Source organism: Paraburkholderia solisilvae (assembly GCF_902859875.1).
Lineage (GTDB): Bacteria > Pseudomonadota > Gammaproteobacteria > Burkholderiales > Burkholderiaceae > Paraburkholderia > Paraburkholderia solisilvae.
The window spans coordinates 14,744-36,886 of sequence record NZ_CADIKF010000055.1 but is presented as its reverse complement, the minus strand read 5'-3'; the positions used below and the strand labels follow the sequence as shown (position 1 = coordinate 36,886).

At 64.4% G+C, this 22,143-nt stretch carries 15 protein-coding genes and 1 pseudogene; 8 read left to right on the top strand and 8 right to left on the bottom strand.

Going from position 1 to position 22,143, the window contains the following annotated elements; translation table 11 throughout:
* Positions 1-159: 159 nt before the first annotated feature.
* From fliD to HV675_RS26275, 3 genes are all read left to right on the top strand, one after another.
* Positions 160-1,773 (top strand): flagellar filament capping protein FliD, encoded by a 1,614-nt coding sequence (gene fliD, locus HV675_RS26285; RefSeq protein ID WP_175114382.1) that lies wholly within the window; start codon positions 160-162, stop codon positions 1,771-1,773.
* A gap of 52 nt (positions 1,774-1,825) precedes the next feature.
* Positions 1,826-2,125, top strand: a complete 300-nt coding sequence (locus HV675_RS26280; RefSeq protein WP_175114381.1) for a flagellar protein FliT — start codon at positions 1,826-1,828, stop codon at positions 2,123-2,125.
* Between the two features lie 269 nt (positions 2,126-2,394).
* Positions 2,395-5,295, top strand: a complete 2,901-nt coding sequence (locus tag HV675_RS26275; RefSeq protein WP_175114380.1) for a tetratricopeptide repeat protein — start codon at positions 2,395-2,397, stop codon at positions 5,293-5,295.
* Between the two features lie 38 nt (positions 5,296-5,333).
* Here HV675_RS26275 and HV675_RS26270 read toward each other — a convergent pair whose 3' ends face one another.
* The 4 genes and pseudogenes from HV675_RS26270 to HV675_RS26255 all read right to left on the bottom strand — a co-directional run bounded on the left by HV675_RS26270 (position 5,334) and on the right by HV675_RS26255 (position 11,480).
* Positions 5,334-7,754, bottom strand: coding sequence for a sulfotransferase family protein (locus HV675_RS26270; RefSeq protein WP_175114379.1), 2,421 nt, complete (start codon positions 7,752-7,754; stop codon positions 5,334-5,336).
* A 37-nt stretch (positions 7,755-7,791) separates the two neighbouring features.
* Positions 7,792-8,514 (bottom strand): annotated as a pseudogene (gene cysC / locus HV675_RS26265) (adenylyl-sulfate kinase); the annotation flags it as partial.
* 473 nt (positions 8,515-8,987) lie between these two features.
* Positions 8,988-9,440 carry a hypothetical protein gene (locus HV675_RS26260; protein WP_175114377.1) on the bottom strand — a complete coding sequence of 151 codons (453 nt, stop codon included), beginning with the start codon at positions 9,438-9,440 and terminating at the stop codon, positions 8,988-8,990.
* 276 nt (positions 9,441-9,716) lie between these two features.
* On the bottom strand, positions 9,717-11,480 hold the full coding sequence (locus HV675_RS26255; RefSeq protein ID WP_175114376.1) for a thiamine pyrophosphate-binding protein: 1,764 nt from the start codon (positions 11,478-11,480) through the stop codon (positions 9,717-9,719).
* A gap of 236 nt (positions 11,481-11,716) precedes the next feature.
* Here HV675_RS26255 and HV675_RS26250 point away from each other — a divergent pair, with 236 nt between their 5' ends.
* The gene (locus HV675_RS26250) at positions 11,717-12,370 is read left to right on the top strand and encodes an acetyltransferase (protein WP_175114375.1); all 654 of its coding nucleotides are present in this window, start codon (positions 11,717-11,719) and stop codon (positions 12,368-12,370) included.
* 271 nt (positions 12,371-12,641) lie between these two features.
* Here HV675_RS26250 and HV675_RS26245 read toward each other — a convergent pair whose 3' ends face one another.
* The 3 genes from HV675_RS26245 to HV675_RS26235 all read right to left on the bottom strand — a co-directional run bounded on the left by HV675_RS26245 (position 12,642) and on the right by HV675_RS26235 (position 16,391).
* Positions 12,642-13,757, bottom strand: coding sequence for a DegT/DnrJ/EryC1/StrS family aminotransferase (locus HV675_RS26245; RefSeq protein WP_175114374.1), 1,116 nt, complete (start codon positions 13,755-13,757; stop codon positions 12,642-12,644).
* Between the two features lie 82 nt (positions 13,758-13,839).
* A complete protein-coding gene (locus tag HV675_RS26240; protein ID WP_175114373.1) occupies positions 13,840-15,228 on the bottom strand; it encodes an L-serine ammonia-lyase in 1,389 nt (462 codons plus the stop codon).
* 26 nt (positions 15,229-15,254) lie between these two features.
* Positions 15,255-16,391 (bottom strand): alginate lyase family protein, encoded by a 1,137-nt coding sequence (locus HV675_RS26235; protein ID WP_175114372.1) that lies wholly within the window; start codon positions 16,389-16,391, stop codon positions 15,255-15,257.
* 374 nt (positions 16,392-16,765) lie between these two features.
* Between HV675_RS26235 and HV675_RS26230 the strand changes: the two genes are divergently transcribed.
* Genes HV675_RS26230 through HV675_RS26215 form a run of 4 tightly spaced genes read left to right on the top strand, consistent with a single transcriptional unit; the run spans position 16,766 to position 20,706 of the window.
* Complete coding sequence (locus HV675_RS26230) at positions 16,766-17,632, top strand: phytanoyl-CoA dioxygenase family protein (RefSeq protein ID WP_175114371.1); 867 nt, start codon at positions 16,766-16,768, stop codon at positions 17,630-17,632.
* On the top strand, positions 17,629-18,351 hold the full coding sequence (locus HV675_RS26225; RefSeq protein ID WP_175114370.1) for a TylF/MycF/NovP-related O-methyltransferase: 723 nt from the start codon (positions 17,629-17,631) through the stop codon (positions 18,349-18,351). The genes HV675_RS26230 and HV675_RS26225 overlap by 4 nt, the downstream gene beginning before the upstream one ends.
* 37 nt (positions 18,352-18,388) lie before the next feature.
* A complete protein-coding gene (locus HV675_RS26220) occupies positions 18,389-20,131 on the top strand; it encodes a hypothetical protein (RefSeq protein WP_175114369.1) in 1,743 nt (580 codons plus the stop codon).
* Between the two features lie 29 nt (positions 20,132-20,160).
* Positions 20,161-20,706: a dTDP-4-dehydrorhamnose 3,5-epimerase family protein gene (locus HV675_RS26215; protein ID WP_175114368.1), complete on the top strand. Its 546-nt coding sequence runs from the start codon at positions 20,161-20,163 to the stop codon at positions 20,704-20,706.
* 198 nt (positions 20,707-20,904) lie between these two features.
* Here HV675_RS26215 and HV675_RS26210 read toward each other — a convergent pair whose 3' ends face one another.
* Positions 20,905-22,128: a class I SAM-dependent methyltransferase gene (locus HV675_RS26210; RefSeq protein ID WP_175114367.1), complete on the bottom strand. Its 1,224-nt coding sequence runs from the start codon at positions 22,126-22,128 to the stop codon at positions 20,905-20,907.
* Positions 22,129-22,143: the final 15 nt, after the last annotated feature.

Here is a 22,143-nt window from a genome sequence, read left to right as displayed (position 1 = left end):
CCGTTTTGCGCTCACCGTCGCAAGCGGCGTATGGCAAGCCGTCAAGCAATTGCCGCAAAAATACGGTAAAACACACGGTCGTATTGCAGGCACCACCACCATGCCTGTGCCGAATTGTCGTAATTTACGTGGCCGGACAGGCCGCATGGAGCCTCTCAGATGTCGTCGACCTCATCCTTAACGCCTCTTCAACAGCAGGCAGCCTCCAATGCTGCCGCGCAGGCAGCGCTTCAGGAAGCTGCCCAGTCACTGATTTCCGCTTCGACCGGCACGCCGCTCGACACGTCCTCGATCATCAGCGCACTGGTGAACGACAAGGTCTCCGGCCAGGGCACCGCGATCAAGACAAAGCAAGGCATCGACACGACGCAATTCACCGCGCTCGGGACGCTGTCCTCCGCGCTGTCGGGGTTGCAATCCTCGCTCAAGCCATTCCTGAGCGGCGCCGCACTGTCGTCGCTCACCGCCACGGCAAGCGCGTCCGGCATCACGGCGACAACCGGCACCGGCGCCACGGCAGCCACCTACCAGGTCACCACGTCGCAGATCGCCACCGCGCAAACCATCACGTCCGGCGCCTTCAGCTCGGCCGATGCAAACGCGATGGGAACCGGCACGCTGACCATTTCGCTCGGCACCGGCACGCCGTTCACCGTCAACATCGATTCGTCGAATGACAGCCTCAGCGATATCGCAACGGCGATCAACCAGGCTGCAGGCAATACCGGCATCAAGGCGCAAGTCATCAAAGGCGCGAATGGCGGCGAGGCGCTCAGCTTGCAGTCGACGTCGCCTGGCGCGGCCAACACGATCAGCGTGTCGGTTGGGAGCGGGGCGACCGGCCAGCTCGCGAACCTGGGGGTAACGTCCACCCCGGGTACCGACTTGACCGCGTCCGGCCAGCCGAACACGGCAGGCTCCCCGCCGGGTTCCCTCTCGACGATTACGTCGACTTCCGGCGGTTGGACGCAGTCGCAGGCCGCGGGCGATGCGCTATTGACCATCAACGGCACGGTCGTGACGAACTCGACCAACACGATCAGCAATGCGGTTACCGGCTTGACGCTGACGCTCTCCGCGGCAGCCACCCAGACCGACAATCAGTCGCAAACGATCACGGTCTCGCCGGACAACGATTCGGTCGACACCGATCTGTCCTCATTCGTCTCCGCATACAACGCGGTGATCGAAGAGATGAATTCGCTCGCCGCGCCAATGGTCAACCAGAATGTGCCAGGCAGCGGCGGCGCTCTGCTCGGCGACGAAATGATCAACCAGCTTGGCGCGGCCCTCGGCAACATCGTCGGCAGCCAGGTGTCGAGCGGCGGCTTGAAGGACACGCTCGCGTCGCTCGGCATCACGTTCCAGGCGAATACAAACGGTCAGCCGTTCGCGGAACTGCAAATCGACGCCAACCCGGACAATCCGTCGCTTGACGATGCGGTCGCAACGAATCCGGCCGCCCTCGCCAACCTGTTCAACAGCACGAACGGCATTGCGGACAAACTCAACTCGCTCGTCACGACCTATACGGATCCGCAAAAGGGTCTGATCACGAGCCGCACGCAGGCGCTGACCGATGACCTCGCGAATCTCGCCAAGCAGCAGGACGACCTGCAGGACTACACGAATCAGCTGACATCGATGTACCAGGATCAGTTCACCTCGCTCAATACGCTGATGTCGACCGCGAACACGAACTCGAACTACCTCGACGCACTGTTCGGTAGCGGCAACAACCCGGGCGCGCTGTCACAAGGCAGCGGCGGCTGACCCCCGCATCGTCGGCACACACTCCGTTCAATAACCGGGAATTCGCAACGCCATGGACCAGAATCAGCTGCTCGAGCGAGTCGTCGACTTCACTCGCATGATCGAAGAGGCCGCGGCGATCGCCGACTGGCCGCGCGTCGCGCGGCTCATGGAGCGGCGCTCGCCTCTGCTTGAATCGCTGACCTTGCCGACCTCGCCCGCCGCGCTGCAGGCGCTGCGCCAGGTGCGGGCATCGATCGACACGTTGCGCGCGCGGGCACAGACGGCACGCACCGAACTCGAAGTGGAGTTCGGCGCCTCGTTCAAAAACGTGCAGGCCGCCAACGCCTACGTCAACGTCGGCATGCTTTGACCCGACATCAATAAGAAAAACGCGCCGGTTGCCACGGCGTGCTCGTTCGACTCAGGCCCGCCCAAGCGGGCCTTTTTTCTTCGCGCGTCCGCCCGGTGCGCTGGTGCGCTGCCCGGGCGATCCGGGTGGTTCGCACCGCCCGCCCCGCGCCCGCAACGCGCCGAAAAGCGGGGAAATCCAGCGTCTGCTTGCCGGATCGTGCATCGACTCAGGTCTCTAGACTGTTCATGGGGCACTGTGCCTCGATGTCCGATGCCAGGAAAGGAACCATGACGCTCGACGCCACTCTGCAGCAGGCCGTGCAACATCATCAGGCCGGTGCTTTCGCGGAAGCCGAACAACTGTACCGTGTGATCCTGCAGGCGCAGCCGGATCACGCGGACGCGAATCATCAGCTCGGCATGCTGGCTGTGCAACTCGAACAGCACGCGATGGGGTTGCCCTTCCTGAAGGCCGCGCTCGACGCCAGCCCGCAGCGCGAGGACATCCGGCGCGACTATATTCGCGCACTCGAACTGGCAGGCCAACCCGACGAGGCCGCGCGCGTGCGCGACGCCGGACCCCGGCACGGCACGGTGGCAAACGCCGGTGTGCGCGGGCTGGCCGAAGATTTCATCGACACGATCACCCGACTGATCTCGCAAGGCGACCACGCGAACGCTGAAGCTGTCGGCCGCCAGATGACGCAGATGCTGCCCGAGCACGGCTTCGGCTGGAAAACGCTCGCGCACAGCGCATTGTCGCGCGGCGACCTGGACGGCGCGCGGGTCCCGCTGCAGCACGCGGCCCGGCTGTCGCCGGAAGACACGTCGTTGCACGGCCACCTGAACGCCGCCAACGCGATGCACGACGCGCGCGCACTGGACAGCGCCGGCGACTATGCGGGCGCGGAGCCGTTGTACCGCGTCGTCGTCGCCAGCTATCCGCACTATCCTGACGCGCTGCACAAGCTCGCCGTCGTGCTGCTACGCCTGCGCCAGCCGGAGGGCGCCATTCCGCTGCTGCAGACCGCGATAGGCGTCAACCCGCATCAGCCGCAGTACTGGCTGAACTACGTCGACGCGCTGCTGCAAGCCGGTCAGACGCGGGCCGCGTGGATCGCACTCGAAATGGGTCAGCAGCGCGGCATGAGCGGCCCCGCCGTCGACGCCCTGATTCAGTTGATGAGTTCGCTCCCGGAAGGCGTGACGGTCAGGCAGAGTCCGTTGACCGAGCCGTCGCAAGCCGCCGCCGATAAAGCGGCGCTGACGCCGGTGCAAGCGGCGTCCGGCGCGCCGGCGGCGCCCGCACGCGCGACGCATGCCGCTGCCGCCGGCGAGCCTCGCCCGTCGCAGAAGGAATGCGACAAGGCGGTCGCTCATTTCAACCAGGGGCGCCTCGAGCAGGCGGCGGCCGCCGGCCGCTCGCTCACCGAACGATTCCCATCCCTGCCGCTTGGCTGGAAGATACTCGGCTGCGGCTGCTACCGCCTCGGGCAATATGACGAAGCATTTGGCGCGCTGCGTACCGCGAACCAGCTCGCGCCGCTCGACGTCGAGGTACTGCAAGCCTGGACCAGCATTCTGCTCGGAAAGGGCATGCATGCGGAGGCCGAATCATCCTGTCAGGCGATGCTGAACATCGAGCCGAACAACGAGCATGGACATCGCATCATGGGCATCGTCCTGCTCGCGCAACGCCGCCTGAAAGAAGCGGAGCAGCATACGCGCCAGTCGCTCGCCGCCAACGACGACGCATCCGGCACGCACGTCACGCTCGGCGCGATCCTGCTGCATCAGGGACGGCAAAACGATGCCGCGGCGGCCTTCCGCCGGGCGCTGGAAGTGAATCCGGACCACCATGTCGCGTTCGAAAATCTCAACTTTTGCCTGACGCACAGCGAGGAGATCGGACCCGACGAACTCTTTGCCGAGCACGTGCGCTACGCCGAGCAATACGAAAAGCCGCTGAAGAAAAAGTGGCTGCCGCACCGCAACCGCAAGGACACGGACCGGCCGCTGCATATCGGTTTTATTTCGGGGGACTTCCGCGCGCATGCGGTGATGAGCTTCCTCGAGCCGATGCTCGAGCATCTCGCGAAGGACAAGACGCTGATCTTGCATGCGTATTCGAATACGACCGGCGAAGACCACGTGACCGCGCGGCTGCGGCCTTACTTCGCGCACTGGCATTACATCTTCGGCGCCGCCGACGACGTCACGGCCAGGGAGATTCGCGCCGACGGCATCGACATTCTGGTGGACCTCGCGGGCCATACCGCGCACAACCGCCTGCTCGCGATGGCGCGCAAGCCGGCGCCGGTGCAGGCGACCTGGATCGGCTATCCGGGCACGACTGGCCTCAGCTCCATCGACTATTTCCTCGCTGATCGTTTCTGGGTGCCGTCCGACGCATTCCGCGACCGTTTCACGGAAAAAATCGTCTACTTGCCCGCTGTCGCGCCGTTCCAGCGCGAAGCGCTGTCGCCGCCGGTCAACGGCCTGCCCGCGCTGCGCAACGGCTACGTGACGTTCGGCAGCTTCAACCGCATCGAGAAGTTGCGGCGCGATGTGATCGAACTGTGGGCGCAGGTGCTGCACGCGGTGCCGGGCTCGCGCATGGTGCTCGCGTCGATGCCGAAAGACAGCGTGCCCGACGAGTTGATCGAGTGGTTCGCCGGTGCGGGTATCCCGCGCGAGCGGCTCGAGTTCAAGCCCCGCTCGTCGGTCGCCGTGTATCTGCAGCAGCACTACCACGTGGATATCTGCCTCGACACGTTCCCATTCACCGGCCTCACGACAACCATGCAGGCGTTGTGGATGGGCGTGCCGACGCTGACGCTGCCGGGCCGAACCGTGCCGGGCCGCAGCGGCGTGACGGCGCTCTCGCATGTCGGGCTGCAGTCGTTTATCGCCGACGATCGGGACGACTACGTGCGCAAGGCGGCCGCTCACGCGAGCGACGTGCCGGCGCTCGCGGCGCTGCGCGCCGGCATGCGCGCGCGCTGCGAACAATCGCCGATGTTCAAGCCGGAGCTGATCGCGGCAAGCTTCACGAAGGCGCTGCGCGTGATGTGGCGCCGCTGGTGTGAAGGCAAGCCGGCGGAATCGTTCGATGTCGCGCAGCTGGAGGACGCAAGCCTGGCGCCGCACGCGGACGATCGCGAAACCGCCGACGTGGCCGCGCGATAAGCGGGCGCACGTCAGGCGGCTTGCCTTCGATCACGCTGTCACGCTTGCGCGGCGGAGTCGCGCAGAGACTGGAAGACAGGATTTTCGACGCCCGCGCCGATCAGCCGGTTCGCTGCTTCGATCGCGCGGCGCTCGAGTTCATTGTGACGCGCGTTCACTTGCAATTTGCCGAGCGCGTCGAGGCTCGACTCGTGATAGCGGATCATCTCGATGCCCACGCCGCGGTCGAAATACCGATGCTCGCTGTTCAGATGCACGGTGTAATTCACGTTCGACGGCGCGGCGCTATACGGAATGCGGTCCATCACGATCGCAAGCCACATCGATATCTGATCGACGTGCTGTGACATGCCGTTGCGCATCAGCGGCTCGTTGTGCGCGAGCAGCCACTGCGCCCAGTGCCGCCATGACTGGTCGACTATCTGCGCGAGCCCTTTCGGAATGCCGTAAAAACCGCCGTTGCAATAGCCGGCAAAGGTCGGCTCGAGCGCGGCATCGACGGTGCCCATCGGCGGCAGGTCGCGCATGCCGGCGGCGCGCGCGATCTCCTCGAGCACCGGCAATGGCGGATGCGCGAGATCGGTCACTTTGCCGACCAGCGCATGTTCGTCGAGGTTCGGGCGCGGGTCCGCGAGCGCGATCATATCGGTGTCGAGCAGCACGACATGGTCGAAATCGAACGGGTGCAGGTTCGCGAGCTGCGCGATCTTGTTGCAATGGCGGCCGTCGCCGAAGCGCTCGATATCGTGCAGCGTGCAGCCGAGCTCGCGAAACAGCGCGCGTGTCGATGCGTCGACTTCCGGCGTGAACTGCACATTGATGTCCGATGCCTGCTCGCAACCGTGCTCGATCAGCGAGCGCGCGAGGTGATAGCCCTCATACGCAAAGCGCGGCTGCGTGTCGACGACGAACGAGTAGAGGGTGGCGCCGCGCGATGCAAAACGGGGACGCGCGGTCGGTTGCGCAGCGGGGGCGTGGGGAGCGTAGGGGGCGGCGGCTTTGGCGATTGCGGCCGCAACGATCGGTGAACCGACCGGTGATTGCGGGGAAGCGGCGCGGGTTGCCGCATTCTCTGCTGCCGCCTTCTTTGCCGCCGCTGCGGCCATCGCCGCCGCGACGATTGGAGAACCAACCGGCGATTGCGGAACCGCGGCGCCGTTTGCCGCGGTGTCTTTCGCTGCCGCCGCGGCCATCGCAGCCGCGACGATTGGCGAGCCAACGAGCGATTGCGGTGCGGCGGCGCCGTTTGCCGCAGTGTCCTTCGCTGCCGCTGCGGCCATCGCCGCAGCAACGATTGGCGAACCGACAAGCGATTGCGGTGCGGCGGCACCATTTGCTGCAGTGTCCTTCGCTGCCGCTGCAGCCATCGCCGCCGCAACGATCGGCGATCCGACAAGCGATTGCGGTGCGGCGGCGCCGTTCGCCGCGGCATCCTTCGCCGCGCCCGCAACAGCCGGTGACCCCACCCCCGCCTGCGCAGATACCGGCCCATTAGCAAGCTGCTGCTGCAATTCGGCAATGCGTTTATCACGGTCCGCCATCACCAGTTTCGACGCCTCGAGCGTCGCCCGCAGCAGCGTCGTATCGTGATGCACGCGCAGCAACGGCTCGACATCCGCCAGGAATTGCTGCCCGCGTTCCAGCGCGCTTTGCAGCGCCGCGTCTTCCTCGCCCGCGCGGCAAACCGTTTCCAACGCCGCGAACAGCGCCTTCACCGCGCTCGGCGCGGCACGCACGCCCGTCAGGTCAGCGGTCGAAAAACGCGGATGCGGCAATTCCTGTTCGAGGAACGCATGCGCGAAGTCGCCGGCGCACGCCGCATCGACCGGCAACTGCAACCGGTTCGCGAGCTTCGCCAGTTCGCCGGCCGGATCGAGCACCATGCTGGCGTAATCGAAGAATGCGCGCACCGAGCCGTGCGTATCGCGCAGCGCGGCGACCATATACGCAAGCCACAACGGATAAGCCTGTTCCTCGGTCATGTGGTCGCGCTTCGCGAGCGCACGCGCGACGCTGATCGGATCGCGCACCGCGACAGCGTAGACGACCGGCACGCCAACCTCTTTGAACACCAGCTGCCAGAACGGCAGCAAGCGCGTGAGCCGCGGATCCCTCAAGGCGAACGTGCGGCCGGCGCACTTCGCACGCAGCACATTGACCCCGCGCGCGCGCAACGCATCGAGCAGCGCCGGCGCAAGACCGGCGAGTTCGATCTCGCCGACCGTGTGCCAATGCGCACCACCCGCCGACAGCAGTTCCTGATTGATCTGCGCAACATCGGCGTCTTCGAACAGGCCTTTATCGTTGAGAGCGGCCGCCGGCGGCAACGGATGGTCGCCGGGTTCGGCGCCGAGCGCCTTCATCGCGCGCGTCATCGCGCTCGTGCCGCTACGGTGCATGCCCAGCACCACGACGAGTTTCCCCGACGCCGGCCGCGCGGCGTTCATGCTGTTGTTCATTCGTCTTCCTGACATGGGACTATCGCCCGTTTTGCTGTTACATCGCGGCGCGCGCCGCCCGCGGCATCATGCCGTTTTGAGCGGCCTCGTTCTGCCAGCTCTGCTGCAGAACGGACAGAACCTGAAACGCGGCGGTAGCCGGATCGCACTGGGTGGTTTCGACGCGCACCTCCGGGTGTTCGGGCGGCTCGTACGGCGAGTCGATCGCGGTGAAGTGCTTCAGTTCGCCGCGCCGCGCCCGCTTGTACAAGCCCTTCGGATCGCGCGCCTCCGCCACTTCGAGCGGCGTGTCGACGAAAATCTCGATGAAATGGCCGGGCTGCATCAGTTCGCGCGCCATGCGCCGTTCCGCGCGGAACGGCGAGATCAGCGACACGAGCACGATCAGGCCGGCATCGGCCATCAGCCTCGCGACCTCGGCGACACGGCGGACATTTTCGGCACGATCGGCGTCGGTGAAACCGAGGTCGCGGTTCAGGCCGTGCCGGACGTTATCGCCATCGAGCAAATACGTCGGCTTGCCGAGCGCGTGCAACTGCTTTTCAACGAGATTCGCGATGGTGGACTTGCCGGCTCCGGACAGGCCGGTGAACCACAACACGCACGGCTGAGTGCCGAGCAGCGCCGCGCGCGCGGCCCCGGTCACTTCCAGCTGCTGCCAGCGGACGTCATTCAGCCGCGTCGACACGGCAACGCGCGGGATGTCGTCGTCCGACTCCTGAGCCATCGAAACACCCTCCGTTCTGTTCCGTCCGCGATCCGCCGGATGCCATGCCGGTCCGGTCCACCCACGCGGCGCCCGGACCCTGGACAGAATGTCGCGATTATGCGTGACAGTTTTACGCGCCGAAGCACCGAATAACGCCCGAAATTCGCCCTAGTTTGCGATAGCCAGGCATGCTGGATTTCAGGGACGGCAATACGCGATGCAGTTTAACTCCACGCGAAGTCGCGTACATGTTAGGCGTCGCGTTTCGGGAGCGTGATTCGCGACGTCCGCGTCGCACCGCAATATGCTTACTGTACCTTCCGCACCGGCGCAAACTTTCGTCCCTGTAACTGAGGATAGTGTGCGGTGCGGCGCAGCGCCGCTGCTGTATCGCGACATTCTCGAAAAAACGATGCGGGTGGCCGGAATGATGTGGGCCGTCCGCCTTTGCGTTGAGTGACGAACGACCGCGTGTCCGGTTCTTCACGCCGGATGGCCGAAGATGGAAAGGGCTGTGCCTTCGGCTACACCCGTGCGTCAGCCTGCTGGGCGCGCTCACCCATCAAGCTCTTCAGCAAACCCTCCGCTTCCGCTTTCCTGCTGACGCGCTCCCGTTTCCAGTCAGCCGCGCTCTTCTTCCATGCTTTGCTCATTGCGGTGTGTTCGACCTTCCGCTGCCGTTCGTACTCGACGCGCTTCGCCTCTCGCGCCGCCTGGCTTTCCTCTTCGCGCGGCGCCGTGATAACCAGACAGCGACGCGCGCAGTCCAGCGAAATGGTGACCGGCTGCCCGGCTTTGAAAAAGCCCGCATCGCCCAGCCAGCGGTCGACCGAGTCCCACGGCATGTATGGCTGGGCCGGCTGGGGATGCGCCGGGTGGAATGTGGAGTGGCCTTCCGGGGCGTCACTCAATACCGTCTTGAGCGTCTTGAAGCGTTCCGATTTGGACAAGCGTTTTTTATTATTGGCGGCGGCCATGGTCAACTCCCTTTTAGTTGATTGTGGTTAGCGGGCCGCGGGGCTATTACACCCGCGGCCCGCGCCTCGTTCAGCACGGTCGCTGTGACCACTGTGTACCACTGTGTATCGGAAACATACAGCGCCGGCAGGGCATGGGGACGAGCGCCGCCTATTTTATGAGGAAAGCTATCTAGATGTCATTTTGGGATGAAGGCCATCACCTCTCAAAAAAGGGCTGCGCCAAACAATCCGATTATCAGGAAACGAGGCCTTCACTCCCTTCACGCACGCCCTTCACGCCCCGCGCAACTTCTTCCCCTGCTCCCGGATCCGCTCCAGTGTCGCGCCCGGCGTGCTCGCTTCCTTCGGCATCCGGATTTCGATCAACGCGGGCCGCTGCGCCGCCACGGCGCGCTCGAACGCCGGCATGAATGCTTCGGTCCGCGTGACGGTCTCGCCGTGCGCACCGAATGATTGCGCGAACACCGCGAAATCCGGATTCGTCAAACCCGTGCCATGCACGCGGTTCGGATAGTGCCGCTCCTGATGCATCCGTATCGTGCCGTAATGGCCGTTGTTCACGACGATGAAAATCACCGGCAGGTCGTACTGCATCGCAGTTGCGAGTTCGTGGCTCGACATCATGAAGCAGCCGTCGCCCGCAAACGCGACGACCATTCGTTGCGGATACATCGATTTCGCGGCAATCGCCGCCGGCACGCCATAACCCATTGCGCCGCTGGTCGGCGCGAGCTGCGAGTGAAAATGCCGGTACGCGAAATGACGATGCAACCACGTTGCGTAATTGCCGGCGCCATTCGTGATGATCGCGTCGTCCGGCAGGCGTGCACGCAACTGTTGAACGATCTCGCCGAGCTGCACGTCGCCCGGAATCGGCCGCGGCTTGCGCCATTCCAGATACGCGACGTGCGCGTCTTGCGCGGCGCCGCGCCACGCGGGCTCTGCAGCCGGACGCAGCACGGCAAGCGCGGATGCGATCTCCGGCATGCCCGACACGATCGGCAGGTCCGCCGCATACACGCGGCCCAGCTCTTCCGCGCCTTGATGGATATGCACCAGCGTTTGCTTCGTGTTCGGAATGTCGAGCAACGTGTAGCCGTTCGTCGTCGCTTCGCCCAGTCGCGGTCCGAGTGCTATCAGCACGTCGGCGTCGCGAATGCGTTGCGCGAGAGCCGGGTTGATGCCGAGGCCGACATCGCCCGCGTAGTTCGGATGCTCGTTGTCGAAGGTATCCTGAAAGCGGAACGCGAGGGCAATGGGCAGCTGCCAGGTCTCGATGAAGCGTCGCAAATCCGCGCACGCTTCGGGCGTCCAGCCGCTGCCGCCCGCGATCACCATCGGCCGCTGCGCGCCGTCCAGCAGCGACTTCAAGCGCTCGATCTGCGCCGGCGACGGCGCCGCCGCCACGCGCTGATACGCCGGCGCGCCCGGCGCCATCGCGCATGCATCGCTCAGCACATCTTCCGGCAACGCCAGCACCACCGGCCCCGGCCGCCCCGAGGTCGCCGTATGAAAGGCATGGCTCATGTATTCGGGAATGCGGCGCGCGTCGTCGATCTGCGCGACCCACTTCGCCATCTGCCCGAACATGCGCCGGTAGTCGATTTCCTGGAAAGCCTCACGGTCGAGATGTTCGCGCGCGCATTGGCCGATCAGCAAAATCATCGGCGTCGAATCCTGAAACGCGGTGTGCACGCCGATCGACGCGTGCGTCGCGCCCGGTCCGCGCGTGACGATTGCAACGCCGGGCCGCCCGGTCAGCTTGCCGACCGCTTCCGCCATATTCGCGGCTGCGGCTTCGTGTCGGCAGACGATGGTCTGAATGCGTTCGGTCTCGTCGTGAAGCGAATCGAGCACGGCCAGAAAACTTTCACCGGGTACGCAGAATACGCGTTCGACACCATGCGTCAGCAACGCATCGACGATGAGCCGTGCGCCGGTTGTCGCGTCGCTTGTCGCGCTGGTTGCCTGATGTGTTGCCTGATGTGTTGCCTGATTGATTGCCTGATCGGTTGCGGACGGGTTCGACTGGGACATTGCCACAATACCTCCAGTAGGTCCAATGAGTCGGCTTGTTGGAGCCGCGCGAGAAGCGGCGATTAAAACCGCATTAAAGCCGCGAGAGAAGCCGAAAGACAGAATGCTAGTGAAGCGCGAAGCGCCCGGCTAGCTTACGCCGATCGAGGCGGCGATGTCACGGCGGCGCGGGCGTAAAAGCCGGTTACCATGAGCGCTTTCCACTCTCACGACACTCGCGCGCGGAGCCTTCGACCATGTCGAGACAGCACATCATCTTCTGGGGCGCCACCGGACAGGCCAAGGTGCTGCGCGAACTGACGCGCGACGATTTCGATCTGCAAGCCGTCTTCGACAATAGCCCCGATGTGCCGCCGCCGTTCGTCGATGTGCCGTTGCTGCGTAAATGGGAAGGCTTCACCGGATGGCGAGCGGCGAGACAAAGCGGCGCGCCGCTGCACTTTCTGGTGGCAATTGGCGGCGACCGCGGCAAGGCGCGGCTCGAGCTGCATCGTATGCTGGAGCAGGCCGGATTGATTCCCGCTGTGGCGCTTCACCGTACGGCGTTCGTTGCGCACAACGCGAAGATCGGCGACGGCAGCCAGATTCTCGCGAACGCAGCGGTGTGTGTCGAGGCCGAACTCGGCAAGAGCTGCATCGTCAATACATCCGCGAGTGTGGACCACGAATGCCGTCTCGGCGACGGCGTGCATATCGCGCCCGGCGCACGGCTGGCCGGAGCAGTCGAGGTCGGGCCGTGCAGCATGATCGGCACCGGCGCTGTGGTTCTGCCGCGCGTGAAGATCGGCAGCCACTGCGTGGTCGGCGCGGGTGCGATCGTTACGCGTGATTTGCCGGATGGCGCGGTGGCTTATGGCGCGCCAGCCAAGGTGAAACGCGTCGTCGAATAACGGCTGACGGCGCGGCGCGGCGGGTGCGCAGTGGCGCGGCGGGCGGTGGGTCGGCCGCGCTTCGACGCGGTCAAGGGCCAGGACGTCTCAAGTGCGTCAAGCGCTGAAGCGCGTCAAGCTTCTCGAGCGCGTTAAGCGCTGAAGCACCTCAAGCCTCTCGAGCGCGTTAAGCGCTCGCCTCAAGCACTGAAGCACCTGGAGCATCTGAAGCCCCTGAGAAGCACCTCACGCACCTGAAGCCCCACAAGCGGCCCCAACCGCCGAAGCCTCCTCAAGCGCCGTACAGCCGCAGCATCACCGCCACCACGCGTTCCACTTCCGCTTGCCCCATATCGTGATAGCTGGGCAAATTCACCGCACGGCGATGCAGCCCATGCGCCACCGGCGCGTCGACCCCCTGCTGCAACCCATTAAGCTCCAGCGTGCTCAGCGGCCAGAAAAACACCCGCCCGTCGATGCTCTCTTCCTTGAACGCCTGCAGCAACGCTTCCCGATCGAACTTCACGTCTTCGCGAAACACCGCGGTCGGCATCCAGTAGCCGTTGACCGTGCCCGGATGTTCGACATTGAGGTCGATACGCGAAGCAAGCGGCGCGAGCGCCGCACGATACATCTCGAAGATACGGCGCTTCTGCGCGGTCAATTCGTCGATACGCTCCAGTTGCGCGCACCCGATCGCGGCCTGCAGGTTCGACATCTTGTACTTGAAGCCGATCTCCGAAGGCCAGAACTGCCGCGTTTCGCCACGCGCGCGGCCGTGATTGCTGAGCGTCAGCACACGCTCGTACAGCGCCTTGTCGCTCGTGACGAACATGCCGCCTTCGCCGGTGGTCAGCGTCTTGGTGCCATGAAACGAAAACGTGCCGAACCGTCCCATCGCCCCCGCACGCCGGCCGCCATGCGCCGAGCCGAGCGCTTCCGCCGCGTCTTCGATCACGGCGACGCCGTGCCGCTTGCCGATTTCGAGCAGCGCGGGCATATCGCAGACGCTCCCGTACAAATGCGTCGCGACAATCGCCTTCGTGCGCGGCGTGATCGCCGCTTCGACGCGCTTCGGGTCGAGGCACCACGTATCGGGCAGGATATCGACCAGCACCGGCTGCGCGCCGAGATGCACGATCGGCGCGGCCGTCGCGATCCAGTTGATATCGGCAAGAATCACTTCATCGCCGGGCCCGACGCCGAGCGCGGCCAGCCCCATATGCGTCGCCCCGGTGCAGCTCGATGTCGCGATCGCATAGGGCACGTCGAGATAGTCGGCAAAACCGCGTTCGAAGCGGTCGATATAGGCGTAGCACTGTTCGCCCCAGCCGTTCGCGGCGGCGTCCGTCGCATAGCGCACTTCGAGTTCGGTAATCGACGGCTTCGTATAGTAAATGCGGGACACGCGGTTTTCTCCGGCTAACGACCTACCTGGTATACGGTTCAAACGGGTGCAGGCTTGAGCGGTTTCAGCCGGCCCAACCGCTTCAGCATTCGACGATATTCACGGCAAGCCCGCCGCGCGAGGTTTCCTTGTACTTCGTCTTCATGTCGGCGCCGGTTTCGCGCATCGTCTTGATGACCGAATCGAGCGACACATAGTGGCTGCCGTCGCCGCGCAGCGCCATGCGCGCGGCGTTGACGGCCTTTACGGACGCCATCGCGTTGCGTTCGATGCATGGAATCTGCACCATCCCGCCGACCGGGTCGCAGGTAAGGCCGAGATTGTGTTCCATGCCGATTTCAGCCGCATTCTCGACTTGCTGCGGGGTGCCGCCGGTCACCGCGGCAAGCGCGCCCGCCGCCATCGAGCACGCGACGCCGACTTCGCCCTGGCAGCCCACTTCGGCGCCCGAAATGGACGCGTTCAGCTTGTACAGAATGCCGATCGCCGCAGCCGTCATCAGGAAGTCGATCACGCCCTGCGCGTCCGCGCCGGGCACAAAGCGCGTGTAGTAATGCAGCACGGCCGGAATGATGCCCGCGGCGCCATTGGTCGGCGCGGTGACGACCCGGGCGCCGGCCGCATTTTCTTCGTTCACCGCGATCGCATACAGGTTGATCCAGTCGATCATCGACAGCGGGTCGCGCAGCGCACGCTCCGGGTTGCCCGATAGCGCACGATACAGTTGCGGCGCGCGGCGCTTCACCTGAAACGGCCCCGGCAGATTGCCATCCGCCTCCGGGTTGCCGATGCCGCAGCCGCGTGCGACGCACGACTGCATCACGTCCCAGATCTTCAGCAAGCCCGTGCGAATTTCGTCTTCGGTCCGCCACGTCTTCTCGTTGTCCCACATCACCTGCGCGACCGACATGCCGGTCGCCGCGCAGATCTCGAGCAGCTCGTTGCCGGTGCGAAACGTATGCGGCAGCTGTTCGGCCGCGGCCAGCACCTTCGTGTTCGGCGCGCCGGCCGTCACGACAAACCCGCCGCCGACCGACAGATACGTGGCCTCGCGCAACGGCGCGCCGGCCGCGTCGAACGCATGCAGCTTCAGGCCGTTCGGATGCTCGGCAAGCGATTGACGGTAAAACGCAATGTGGTCTTTCGGCACGAACGGCACATCATGCTTGCCGAGCAGCGCAAGCGTGCGCGTCGTGCGAATCTGGTCGAGGCGTTGCTGGACCGTATCGGGGTTGACGGTGTCCGGCGCATCGCCGAGCAGACCGAGCATCACACCGCGATCGGTGCCGTGCCCTTTGCCGGTCGCGCCGAGCGAGCCGTACAACTCGACCTTGAGCGACGCGGTCGCGTCGAGCAGGCCGTCGCGCTCGAGTCCTTGCGCGAACATCAGCGCGGCACGCATCGGCCCGACCGTATGCGAACTGGACGGACCAATGCCGATTTTAAAGAGGTCGAACACGCTGACTGCCATCACGCCTCCTGCGAAGTTCCGCTAGTTTACCGCGCGGGCAGCGGCAGACATACGGCCAGCCATGCGGGCGGCGTCGCGGCGAGGCCGAGCGCCACCGGCAAGTAACGGCCATTGAGCCGCGCGGCCAGATGAAACAGTTCCGCCGCGTTCTTCGGGTCCCATTTGCCGGTGAAGCCCGGCAAACCGGCCTCGCGGCGCTTGCTGTCGAACGGCACGCTCGAATGCGCGAATTCTTCATGCGTCTTCGCACCGGTCGCATACGGCGTCAGCCAGTCGAGCGCCGCGGCCAGCGACGCGCCGTTTTGCGCCTTCTCCGGCAGCCAGTTGCGATTGTGGCGGCGCGCGGCCAGCGCGGCGGTCACAAGCGGCTGCAGGTCGTAAGTCACGTAATGCAGCGCGTCACGTTCGGCGAAATCGACGGTCGAGCCGTCCGGCGCGATGTTGTCGCCGATATGTTCGACATACAGCCGCTGCGCGGCCTCGATCATCTTGCGGTTATCGAGCGTGAACGCGGCCATCGCAATCAGCTTGATGCGATGGCTTTGCCAATTGTTGCGAAACGTGCCGGTAAGCGGCCGCGGTTGCGCGTCGATCTGCGCGATATAGCCGTTCGCGAACTTCGTCAGAAATGCGACCGCCGCGTTGCGCGTCTTCACCGGCAACGCGCTCGCGGTCATGTCGTACGCGAGAATCAGCGCTTCGAAGCGCGTTTCGTCGATCGGGTTGAAGCTCGGCTGATAGGTGGTCACCCATGCATACAGCACGCGGTCGACGTACTTCAGGTAGCGCTCGTCGCCGGTCGCCCGCCATGCGAGCGCCGCGTCGCGCATCAGGTCGAGATCTTCCTCCGCCGCCACGCTCTGATCGTAAATGCCTTCGTGCGGCAGCGTGCCTTCGGTATGCAGCTTCGCAACGGCGCGCGGCGCGTCGTTCAGATGGGCCTGCACGTTCGCGAGCAGCGCTTTCGCGGCCGGCATCGAATTCGTGCGCTCGCTCGATTGCAGCGCCGGCGCCGCGCAAAGGTTCATTGCCGCGTGCGCCTGCCCAGGTTGCAGAAAGCCGGACCCGTAGGCCACCAGTAACGTCGCGAATGGCAATCCGGCAAAGTGATACCGCGGTGTACGCGCAGCGCGCTGTGTCGTCGCTCGCACCTTTCGCAGCATGCAAAACTCCTCTATCGGGCTGATCTGGTGTGAGATGTTAGCCGGTCTTCGGGGCGAACGGGGCGAACGATGGTTACCAATTGTCGATGGCGGATGCGCGCTCGGGCGGCGCCGGCCGTTCCGGCGTCTGTCGCGCGCCGGTGCGGGCTGCTGCAAGGGGCGCCGGCCGCGGCGGCACTTTCCCCCAGTTCACTTGATAGCATCGGCGCACAACGTCTTATTGATCAAATTGAGCCCCGATCAGCCGTCAATTTGCCGGCTCGGCCGCGTGCGGTCTCGGCGATACTGTGATCCAGTGCAGATAAACCGGTCTTTTCGGGCGGACCGTTCGATGACGCGTCCAGTCTGCCGCGAATCGACGTTTGGGACGGACGATGAAACTATACGTAAATCAATCGCGCAACCGGGCAACGCTGAAAGAAGACATTTACGCGGGGACGATTTTTCTCGAAACGCAATTGCGCACCGCCCAGAAGCTCTGTGGCTTCGCGAGGGAGCGGATTGCCGAAGCGTTCGGCGCGGACGCCGACCCTCGCCAGGTCCATCTGACGATGCCGGTCGAGACTTTCGTCTCGACGGTGTCGAAGCTGAAGAGCGGCTTTACGAACAGCGTGGAAACGAAAGAGCTGATTCGGGAATTTGTCGTCGAACTGGGCGAAGACCCGGCGCATTACCTGTTCGACGTGCCGCGGCTGCGCGTCGTGCCGCATTACGACTATCTGCACGCCGGCGTCAGCTATGCCTACAAGCCGCACCGCGATACGTGGTACGGCGGTGTCGCGTGCCAGGTCAACACATGGATGCCGGTCTACGCGATCACGCCCGACCAGACGATGATGATCAACGCCGCGTACTTCGACGCGCCGGTCAGGAATTCATCAGCCGATTGGCAGTTGAAGGAGTGGATCAGCACGGAGCGCTGGCTTGCCTCCACCAATGTCAAGGAAGAAACGCGTCCGCACCCGGTGCCGCTCGAAGAGATCGATGCGACTCACGAGACGCGTATCGCGCCGAACGCGGGCGAAATGCTGATCTTCTCCGGCTCGCATCTGCATGGCACGGTGCCGAACCGCAGCGGCCAGACACGTTTTAGCATCGACTTCCGACTGATGCATATCGCCGATCTCGCCGCCGGACGCGGCGCGATCAACGTCGATAGCGGCTGCGCGGACCCGCAGGCGGGCTTCAAGGATTATCTGCACGCCGATACGTTCAAATCGTTTCAAGGAGTAGAGGCATGACCCGCCGCCGACTGACCGAAGCCGAACAGGCGTTCCTCGCCAAACGCACCGACGTGCTGGGGCGCGTCGATGCGAGCTATGTGGCGAGCGCGCCGTTCCTGTTCGCGGACCGGGTCACCGTGACGACCGCGCTGTCACGCATGGAACTGTTCAAAAAGGTGCTCGACATTCCGGGCGCTATTGTCGAATGCGGCGTCTACAAGGCGAATTCGCTGATGCTGTATATGCATCTGTCGACGATTCTCGAACCGTATGCGATCAACCGCTCGATTATCGGCTTCGATACCTTCGAAGGCTTCACCGGCATCGATGCCGAACGCGATCCGAACGATATCAACACGTCGATGTTCTCGGACACCGATATGTCGCTGATCGAATCGATGATCGAGGCAAACGACCTGGTGCGTCCGGTGAACCGCATTCCGCGTTGCGAGCTGGTGAAGGGCGATATTGTGAAGACCGTGCCCGAATTCGTGAAGACGCGCCCCGACCTCGTGGTCGCAATGCTGATTCTCGACACCGACCTGTACGCATCGACGAAAGTTGCGCTCGAAACGTTCCTGCCGTACATGCCGAAGGGCGCGGTTGTCGTGCTCGACGAAGTCGCGTATCGCAACTTCCCGGGCGAAACGAGCGCGCTGCGCGAAGTGCTGGATCTGAACAAGGTCGAGTTGAAGCGCTTGCCGTTCGACTCGTGCACCGGCTACTTCCACGTCTGATCCAGCCGCACTCCGGCCGCATATCACGCAGGCACTCATGACCGCCCATCTCTTTCAGATTCTCCCGAGCGGCGAAGCGCCCCACAGCGCCGACGCCGCTTTCAGCAGTTTGGGCCATGCCGACGGCGCGCGGCCGGTGCTGCAGGACTTTGCGGCGATCAAGCAGTTCTTCGCGACGCATCCGCTGGAAGAGTCGGACCTCTACGGCTTTTTTCCGGCGGATTTCCAGCACAAGACCGGGCTCACCGGCGATGCTGTCAAAGCGTTTATCCGCGACAACGCGGGGCACGACGCGTACACGTTTTCGTCGCGCGTGCCGCTCGAAACCTGCTATCTGAACGTATTCGATCAGGCGGAGCAGACGCTGCCGGGGTTTATCGACGCCGCATCGGTATGGCTCAAGTCGCTGCCGCTCGATCTCGATCTCGGCACGCTGCCGATGGATGCGCGTTCAACGGTGTATGGCCATCATATCGTTGCGAAGCCGTCGTTCTGGCAGACGTGGTTCGCAATTGCCGACCAGCTGTCGCAACAGATCGAAGACGAAAACGCGCCGCTGCGCAAGCAGCTGGACGCGTTGCGTACGGCAGGCGGCGAAGCGGACGCGAAGCGCATGCTGTTTGAGCGGATCGCTTCGCTCGTGCTGGAACTGTGTCCTGACGTCGACGTTTGCGCCTGCGCGGCGCCGCTGACGCAGCAGATATCGGCAACGGAAAGCACCTATCACCACCAGCTCTCGCTGTTGCGCGAGTGCAAGGCCGGCTACGGCAAGACGCTCGACCGGCAGTATCTGAACAACTTTCTGCAGTTGCGCAATGCGGTGCTGAATGACAGTACCGGCACATTGCCGGCCCGTGCGGCGGCGGCGAATGCGGCCACGGCTGCGGCCTCGCTTGCTGCAACGCATGCGCCGGCGAGCGTGGCAGGCGCGCCGGCGATCAGCACCGAAACCGCCGCAGCCGCCCTCACCCCAGCCGGCGACTTGCTGTACGTCTGTTTCACGCACGTGCCGTTGCAGTTCGAATTTCCGTCGTTTGTTTCGACGTTGTATATGGGCGCCGCGCAAGGGCCCGGCAAAGTCAATCTGCGCGACCTTGCGCCGGAATGGGAGCCGCATCATCCGATCCTCGGCGCGGTGGCGGGCAGCTTTGCGCTGAAGAACTACATCGTGAAGCATGAACTCGAGTTGCGGCATGTCGGCATTTGCCAGTACCGCAAATTTGTATCGAACCGGCGTTTCAGCCACACGCCCGCCTCGAACTACCCGGTCATGGACACGGTCGCGCGGGAAGCGATCGACGTGCAAATGCTGACCGACCTGATGGCGCCAGGCGATCGCGATTTCGTGCTCGGCCGTCTCGGCGTCGTGGAAGGCGGCTACTTCACGCAGTACAAGAACGCGCACGTCGCGGAAGATTTCCTGCGCTTCACGGCGGCGGCTGTCGAACTCGGCGTGCTGAGCCGCGACGATGTGATGCCGTTCTTCGCGCAGAGCGCGTTTATGCCCGGCGGCATCGAGGCCGGCGTGTTCCCGGCCGGCTACTGGGTCCAGACGATCGGCGCGATCGAGCGCGTCGTACGCGCGTGCATCGCGCAGTTCCCGCTCAGACGCTATGGTTATCAATCGAGGGCATGGGCGTTTTGCGCGGAGCGTCTGGGCAGCTTCCTGCTGCTGCGCCATCTGATCGCGACTTACGGTCTGGACTGGGAGAAGCGGACAAGCGGCTACCTCAATCTGGTCACCGAGACCGAGCAGGCCATTTATCAACCTGGGCGGTAGTTCGCCGCGCCGCCCGTTCGCCGACTCCGATGCCCGCAACGCTCACCGCCCTGCCCATTCCCGGCGCGTTCGTCGCGCAGAGCACGCCGCATCAGGATGCGCGCGGCAGTTTTATGCGCCTGTTCTGCGCGAACGAATTCGGTGACGCGCACGGCGACCGGCCGATCGTGCAGATCAACGAGTCGCATACGGTGATGGCCGGCGCCGTTCGGGGTCTGCATTTCCAGCATGGCGATGCGGCCGACGCGAAATGGGTGCGCTGCCTGCAGGGTCACGTGTGGGATGTGATCGTCGATCTTCGACGCGATTCCTCGACCTTTCTGCAGTGGCATGCGGTGGAACTGTCGGCGGAAAATCGCTGCGCGGTGTTCATACCGGAAGGATGCGCGCACGGGTTTCAGACGCTCGCGGCCGACAGCCGGCTGCTTTATCTGCACACCGCGTTTCACAACCCCGCCGCGGAGCGCGGCGTTGCGTTCGACGACCCGACGCTCGCGATTCCATGGCCGCGCGAAGTGACGATGACGTCGGAACGGGATCGCTCGTTGCCGGGGGTCAAGGCGCTGTTTGGCTGAGGTTCGTTTGGCTTTGGCCTGGCACTGCGGTGCGGTGCGGTGCGGTGCGGTGCGGTGCGGTGCGCTCAGTCTGAGCGTCCGGAGACCCGTCGGGCAGTTCCCATCAGGTGAAGATGTCGCTAAGGCTTGCGCGTGCTGCGCGGCCGAGCGCCGCGCAGCACGCGATCCGCTCGCGCGCCACGCTCTACACCCCACGCTCTACAAATAGCGTATCGCCGGAATCGCGACAGCGAAACGCGCGTCGCGCCCCAGCGCATGCGACTGCTGCGCGACCACTTCACCCGCGATATTCCACGGCAGAATCAGCACGACATCGGGCTTCGCCGATGCGAGTTGCGCCGGCGACACAATCGGAATATGACTGCCCGGCATGTACTTGCCCTGCTTCGACGGCGCCGCGTCGCACACATACGGCAGCAGGTCCGGCTTCACGCCCGCGTAGTTGAGCAGCGTGTTGCCCTTCGCGGCGGCGCCATAAGCGGCCACCGCCAGCCCCTTCTCCTTGCACTCGATCAGGAACTTCAGCAGTCCGTTCTTCGCTTCGTCGACGCGCGTCTGGAACCCCTCATACGTCTCGCGCCGCGTGATACCGCGCGCTTCCTCCAGCGCGCGAATGCGTGCGACGGACGCGTCGTCGGCGCGCGCATCGTCCGCGTGGCAGCCGTACACGCGCAGGCTGCCGCCGTGCGTCGTCAGTTGCTCGACGTGACGCACGCGCAAACCCGCCGCACGGAAGATATGCTCGACCGCGTGCAGCGAGAAATACGAAAAATGCTCGTGATAAACGGTGTCGAACTGCACTTCGTCGAGCAGCCGCACCAGGTGCGGAAATTCGAGCGTAATCGTGCCGCCCGGCTTGAGCACCTTCTTCAGGCCCGCGGTGAAGTCGTTCACATCGGGCACGTGCGCATAGACGTTGTTGCCGGCAATCAGGTCGGCCAGCTTGCCTTCGGCGGCCAATGCGCTGCCCAGCGCCTCGCCGAAAAACTCGCGCCGCACCGGAATGCCCAGTTCTTCCGCTTTGGCCGCGGTGCTCGCGGTCGGCTCGATGCCGAGGCACGGAATGCCGGCTTGCACGAAGTTGCGCAGCAGGTAGCCGTCGTTGGACGCCACCTCAATGACGAACGACTCGCGGTTCAATCCCAGCTGTTCGGTGATGGAAGCCGCATACTGCCGCGCGTGCGCGAGCCACTGCTCCGACACCGACGAGAAATACGCGTAGTTCGCGTCGAACAGCGTCTCGCGGGCCGCACAGTCTTCCGTTTGCACGAGCCAGCAATGGCCGCACACAAACAGCTTGAGCGGATAGTAGCGCTCGGCGCGGCCGAGGTCGTCGTCGGTCAGATACGCGTTCGACGGCGGCGCGAAGCCGAGGTCGACAAACGGTATCGTCAGCGGTTCACCACAGTGGCGGCAGTTCACAGTCTCTGTCCTTTG